Genomic DNA, 6,040 nt, shown 5'->3' with positions numbered 1-6,040 from the left:
GGTCCACGTGGCGTTCGCCCTCGGATGGATCGGGCTGTCGGTGGCGGCCCCGTTCACCGGGTCGGGCCCCGGGCTGGTCCTGACGGTGGCGAACGCGGTGCTGCTGGTGGCCGCCGCCCTGGTGGTGGTCGCGCCGGGAGTGGCACGACGGGTGGATCCGGGCGCCGGCGACCCGGGCGGCGCGCTGCTCGGCCGGATCTGCTCGGCGCTGGGCGCGGCGGGCGTGGTGGTGCCGGCCGTGACGCTCGTCGCGGCGGCGGCCGGGCTGCCGGGCGCGCCCGCTTCGCGCCAGCTGCCAGGGGTGGGCACCGGTACGGTCCAGTTCGTGCTGACGCTGGCGCTGGTGGCGTTCATGCTGGCGGGCACCTGGGGGCTGGCCGGGCTCGACCGGAAGGCGGGGCCGCGGGCGATGGGCGGGCTGGCGAGCTGGTTCGCGCTGCTGGTGGCCGCGGCCGTCGCGAACGCGCTGGGGCTGGGCGTGATGTTCTGGACGGCGTCGTTCTTCGGGGTGCCAGCCTCGCCGGGCGCGGGCGGTCCCCCGGGCCGCAGGCTGTTCCTGGACGAGCCGGTGTGGTGGACGGCGGCGCTGGTGCCGGTCCTGGTCGCGGGCCTGGTGGTGGCCGGGCTGGTGCTGTGGCACGCGAGCAGGTCCGACGCGGCCCGGCTGGCCGCCCGGCTGGAGCCGCACTACGGACGGCACGGCGGCGAGGTGGCCGGCGCCTGGGCGCTGGCGGGGCTGACCGACCGGGCGGGACAGGCCCTGGGGCTGGTGACCGGGATCGGGCTGGCCGGGTTCGCGGCGGTGACGGTCTTCTACCAGTTCCGGCTGCTCGACCCGGTGGGCGGGCTGGCCGGGCTGCTCGCGACCGTCGGCAGCTGGGCGATGGCCGCCTCCCTCGCCGGGCTGGTGCTGCTCGGACGGCGCGCGTACAGCGATCCGGGACTGCGCCGCACCGTCGGGATCCTGTGGGACGTGGCCACGTTCTGGCCGCGTGCCGTCCACCCGCTCAGCCCGCCGTGCTACACCGAGCGGGTGCTGCCCGAGCTCATCGCCCGGGTCCGCCGGCTGACCGCGGACGAGGCCGACCTGGTGCTGATCTCCGGGCACAGCCAGGGCAGCGTCATCGGCGCCTCGGTGGTGCTGCAGCTCGATCCGGCGGTGCGCGAGCGGGTGCGGCTGCTCACGCACGGCTCGCCGCTGCGGCGCCTGTACGCGGCGTTCTTCCCGGCCTACTTCGGGCCCGAGGCGCTGGACGCGGTGCGCCGGGCGGTGCCGTGGTTCAACCTGTACCGGCTGAGCGATCCGATCGGCGGGCCCGTCTTCGAGCGGGTCGATCCGTTCGGGCCGCGTGAGGCGCTGTCGGCGGTCGACCTGTTCTGCTGGGACCCGGCCAGGCCGGAGCCGGGCGATCCGCTGCCGGTGACGCGCGGGCACGCCGACTACTGGTTCGATCCGCCGTACGCGGAGGCGGTGCGCCGGCTCACCGCGGCGTCCTTGCGTGAGGGGTGAGCGGGGAGCTCCTTTCGGTGCCGCGGTCGTGCCGCGGTCGTGCCGCGGTCGTGCCGGAGTCAGCCGGTCAGCACGCCGGCGACCCGCTCGCGCACGTCGGGCGTGTCCAGGCCGCGCACGGTGAGCGTGGTGCGGCGGCGGACCACGTCGTCGACCGTGGCCGCCCATTCGCGGTCGCGGGCGTAGACCACCTGGGCCCAGATGTCGGGGCCGCCGGGGTGGATGCGCTCGCCCAGGGCCGGATCGTCGCGGATGAGCCGGGCCAGGTCGAAGGCGATCGAGCCGTAGTGGGAGGCGAGGTGGCGGGCCACCAGCGGATCCATGCGGGCGCCGGGGTCGCGCTCGGTCCACAGCCGCATGGCCACCGCGTCGGGGCTGGCCAGCCCCGGCAGCGGCACCGCCGGCAGGATGTCGGCCAGGTCGTCGCCGAGCGGCCGGCCGGGCAGGTGGGCGAGCGTGTCGAGCACCACGCGGCCGATGTGGCGGTAGGTGGTCCACTTGCCACCCGCGACCGAGAGCATGCCGCCGGTGCCGCGGGTGAGCACGGTCTCGCGCTTGGCCGCCGCCACCCGGCCGGTGCCGCCGGGGAGCACGCGCAGCCCGGCGAAGGAGTAGGTGAGGTCCTCGCGGCGCAGCTGGGAGCCGAGCACGGCGTGGCCGGCCTCGTCGAGGATCTGCGTGACGTCGGCCTCCGTGGGGCGCACGTCGGCGGGGTCGCCCTCGTAGGTCTCGTCGGTGGTGCCGAGCAGGAGGTGGTCCTCCCAGGGGATGGCGAAGGAGACGCGGTACTTGTCGATCGGGATCGTCAGCGCCGCCTTCCACGGTTCGTGGCGGCGCATCACCACGTGGGCGCCCTTGGACAGGCGGATGCTCGGCTCGGCGGCGGGGTCCTCCATGCGGCGCAGGTGGTCGACCCACGGGCCGGTGGCGTTGAGCACGAGCCGCGCCGACACGCCGAACTCGCCGCCGTCGAGCCGGTCGCGCAGCTCGGCGCCGGTGACGGTGGCCCCGGTCTTGCGCAGGCCGACGACCTCGGCGTGGTTGAGTACGGTCGCGCCGGCGTCGACGGCGGCGCGCACGGTCATCACGGCGACGCGGCTGTCGTTCATCTGGTGGTCGCCGTAGACGGCGGCGGCGCGCAGCCCGTCCGTCTTGAGCGCGGGCACTCTGGCGTGGGCCTGCTGAGGGGTGATGACCTTGCCGACGCCGTCGCCGAACACCGACAGCGCGGAGTAGAGGAACACGCCCGCGCCCAGCTTGGCCGCGCCGTGAGGGCCGCCCCGGTAGATCGGGACGACGAAGGTGAGCGGCTTGACCAGGTGGGGCGCGATCTCGCCGGCCAGCGCCCTGCGCTCGCGGTGGTTCTCGGCGACGAGCTTGACGTTGCCGGTCTGGAGGTAGCGCAGGCCGCCGTGGACGAGTTTCGACGACGCGCTGGAGGTGGCGCCGGCGAAGTCGCCCGCGTCCACCATGGCGACCCGCAGCCCCGCCTGGGCCGCCATCCAGGTGACGGACGTGCCCAGGATGCCGCCGCCGATGACGAGCAGGTCGTAGGGGACCCGGCTCAGCTCCGCGCGGGTCTCGGCGCGCGTGGCCGGGGCGGCGGTGCTCTTGGTCATGTGGTGCTCCCGTGGGACGACGGCTCCGTGATCTCGAGCGGGCGGGGCGCTCAGCCCGCGCCGGCGCCCTCGCCGGCCTGCGTCACGTCCGGGGCGCGATGCTCGTACGGCGTGCTCAGCACCACCGTAGTACGGGTGGAGACGTTGGCCGCGGCCCGGATCTGCTGCAGCAGCTCCTCCAGCGCCACGGGGGACGCGACGCGCACCTTGAGGATGTAGCTCTCGTCACCCGCGACGCTGTGGCACGCCTCGATGGCGCTGAGGTGGGCCAGCCGCTCCGGGGCGTCGTCGGGCGCCGCGGGGTCGATCGGTTTGATCGAGATGAACGCGGTGAGCGGCAGCCCGATCGCGTCGTGGTCGACGATCGCGGCGTAGCCGCGCACCACGCCGCGCTTCTCCAGGCGGCGCACCCGCTGGTGCACGGCCGAGACAGAGAGCCCGGTCTCCCTGGCCAGGTCGGTGAAGCTCATCCGGCCGTCGCTGGCCAGCAGCGCGACGATCCGGCGGTCGATCTCCTCCATCGGTCAAAGGTAGCCGGTCGCGCTCACGACATGGTCCCGACCGGGGAGGCGCCCTTGCGCATCGCGTGCTCGACGAGGGCGATCAGGACGTCCCTGCCGGAGTCGCGGCGGCGGGCGTCGCAGCGCACGATCGGCACCCCGGGGTCGAGGCCGAGCGCCTGGCGGACCTCGCCGATGGTGAAGGGCCGGGCGCCGTCGAAGCAGTTGAGCGCCACCACGAAGGGCTGCTCGCGCTTCTCGAAGTAGTCGACGGCCGGGAAGCAGTCGGCCAGGCGCCGGGTGTCGGCCAGCACGACGGCGCCGAGCGCGCCCACCGCCAGCTCGTCCCAGACGAACAGGAACCGCTCCTGCCCGGGGGTGCCGAAGAGGTAGAGCGTGTAGTCGCCGCCGATGGTGATGCGGCCGAAGTCCATCGCCACGGTGGTGGTGGGCTTGGTCTCCACGCCGGTCAGGTCGTCGACGCCGGCGCCGGCGTGGGTGAGCATCTCCTCGGTGCGCACGGTCCTGGTCTCGGACACCGCGCCGACCATGGTGGTCTTGCCCGCGCCGAAGCCTCCGGCGATCACGATCTTGATCGGGATGGGCATCCGCCAGTGATCAGAACGCCCGAAGTCCATCCAGCACCGCCTGTAGGTCCTTCCCTGGCCCGCGCCGCGCCCGCGGGCTCACCTTCGGTCAACGGCGTGTCAAGGTGAGTCAAGAAGTCCACGTGCCCGGCATCGAGTCACCTTAGCAATGTCGCAAAACTCACTCAAGTGCCCATGCCTCGCTGAAATGAATATGTCACTTTTGCCGCCTGGCGCCTCTGCGGATGGCTCTGATATCGAGCTAGTAAACCCGCTTGTCAGGATTTCGTAGCGCTTCGCTAGTTCGCCGGAAGATGGGCCGAAATATTGTGATAACCAGCGGTAAAGCCGATTTGTCGCCACAGGTAGGTGGCCGTCCGCGGGCTGGGCTCGCCCACCCCGCGGATCCGCTCGCCCGCCTCGCGGGCGAGGCCCGCCATGGCCTCGTTGACCTCCGCCCTGGCCACCCCGAGCAGCAGCACGTTGAGCCCGCCCCAGCTCAGGTCCCTGCGGTACGAGGCGAGGTCGCCGAGCAGGTGGAGGTAGCGCTGCACCTGCTCGCTGACCGGCCGCAGCTCCTCCAGGTGCTCCCTGGCCCAGGCGTCGCCGGCGTAGATGAGGTGGGACAGGTCGACGAAGCAGCTGCCGTGGCTGTCGGCGTTGCCGACGTAGTGGTCGAGCGAGACCTCGGCCGCGCTGTCACGCCACACCCACGCCCTGGCCATCCCCGCCAGGGTCCTGCCGAGCTGGTCGCGCCAGAGCCAGTGCAGGTCGGCGAACTCCTTGACGGTGGCCAGCTCGTCGCGCAGGTCGGCCAGGAAGCGGGTGGCCGCCGTACGGGGCGGGGCGCCGTCGGCGACCTCCAGGCAGTCGCGGATCAGCTGGTTGACCTGTTCGCGAGTGGTGGCGGTGTGGTCGACGAGCCGTTCCAGGGCGCGCACCCACAGGGCGGCCCTGTTGACCACCTTGAGCCGGTCGGCGGTGGCCCACGGCGCGCCGAACGCGTTCGCCAGCGACAGCGCCGCATACAGCTCCGGCCCGAACGCCGCCCCCGGGAACAGACCGCCGTACATCTGGGCACAGCGCCGCAGGTCCCGGTCGCACTCGGCGGCCAGCGCGCACGTCCGGCCGAGCTCGAACGCCTCGTCCAGCTCGCCGGGCAGCCTCATGGCCGCTCGGCCGGCATGCGGATCATCGGTGATTACCCCCATACACCCGCAGATATCGCTGTGTAAGCGAATTGTCACATGATCACCAGCGTCCGATCAAGGCACACCACCCTGGCGGTCAGGCCCCGATCGCGATGAACGACACGTCGTCGCCCCTGGCCCGCCGCAGCGCCTCGGCCAGGCCGAGCCCGCCGCTGAGCCCGGCGTGCAGCCTGACCATGAGCGGGACCACGGTCTCGTCGTTGACCGGCACCACGCTGGCCACGATGCCGGCGGTGCCCAGATGGAGCAGCGCGGTGGCCAGGCCGAGCAGTTCGTCGGCGCCGACGGCGGCCATCTGGGCGGAGTCGCAGCTGGACAGGACGAGCCGGTAGGGGGCGCGGCGCAGGCGTTCGAGGTCGTAGCCGGTGAGCCGGCCGTCGTCGAGGTGGAGCGCGGAGAACATCGGGCTGTCGGCGCGGAAGGTGCCGTGGGCGGCCAGGTGGGCGAGCCGGCAGCCGTCGATGGCCGACAGCACCGCCTGCGCGGTGGCGGCCCCCTCGTCGAGCACGGTGAGGTCGCGGGCCTCGTACAGCTCCTCGATGGCCCGTACCTCGGCCTTGGCGTGGGGCACGTCGGGGCCGCCGACGAGCACGACGCGGCGGCCGGACGGCGG

The 6,040-nt window shown here is 73.4% G+C and carries 5 protein-coding genes and 1 pseudogene; 1 reads left to right on the top strand and 5 read right to left on the bottom strand.

What is annotated here, in order from left to right; translation table 11 throughout:
• Nucleotides 1-1,510: pseudogene (locus OUY22_RS35285) on the top strand (hypothetical protein); the annotation flags it as partial.
• Nucleotides 1,511-1,569: 59 nt separating this feature from the next.
• Here the strand turns inward: OUY22_RS35285 and OUY22_RS35280 are convergent.
• From OUY22_RS35280 to OUY22_RS35260, 5 genes are all read right to left on the bottom strand, one after another.
• On the bottom strand, nt 1,570-3,129 hold the full coding sequence (locus OUY22_RS35280) for a glycerol-3-phosphate dehydrogenase/oxidase (protein ID WP_270159658.1): 1,560 nt from the start codon (nt 3,127-3,129) through the stop codon (nt 1,570-1,572).
• Between the two features lie 50 nt (nt 3,130-3,179).
• Entirely contained in the window at nt 3,180-3,650 is a 471-nt protein-coding gene (locus OUY22_RS35275; RefSeq protein WP_270159656.1) for an Lrp/AsnC family transcriptional regulator, read from the bottom strand.
• Between the two features lie 23 nt (nt 3,651-3,673).
• Entirely contained in the window at nt 3,674-4,267 is a 594-nt protein-coding gene (locus OUY22_RS35270; RefSeq protein ID WP_408638256.1) for a GTP-binding protein, read from the bottom strand.
• A 248-nt stretch (nt 4,268-4,515) separates the two neighbouring features.
• Nucleotides 4,516-5,385 (bottom strand): terpene synthase family protein, encoded by an 870-nt coding sequence (locus OUY22_RS35265; RefSeq protein WP_270159653.1) that lies wholly within the window; start codon nt 5,383-5,385, stop codon nt 4,516-4,518.
• A 118-nt stretch (nt 5,386-5,503) separates the two neighbouring features.
• A partial coding sequence (locus tag OUY22_RS35260) for a CHAT domain-containing protein (RefSeq protein WP_270159652.1) occupies nt 5,504-6,040 on the bottom strand: 537 nt, incomplete at its 5' end.

The sequence above is a fragment of the Nonomuraea corallina genome (genome assembly GCF_027620315.1).
Lineage (GTDB): Bacteria > Actinomycetota > Actinomycetes > Streptosporangiales > Streptosporangiaceae > Nonomuraea > Nonomuraea corallina.
Note: the sequence above shows the minus strand (reverse complement) of the source record. Positions and strands in the feature narration are given on the sequence as shown.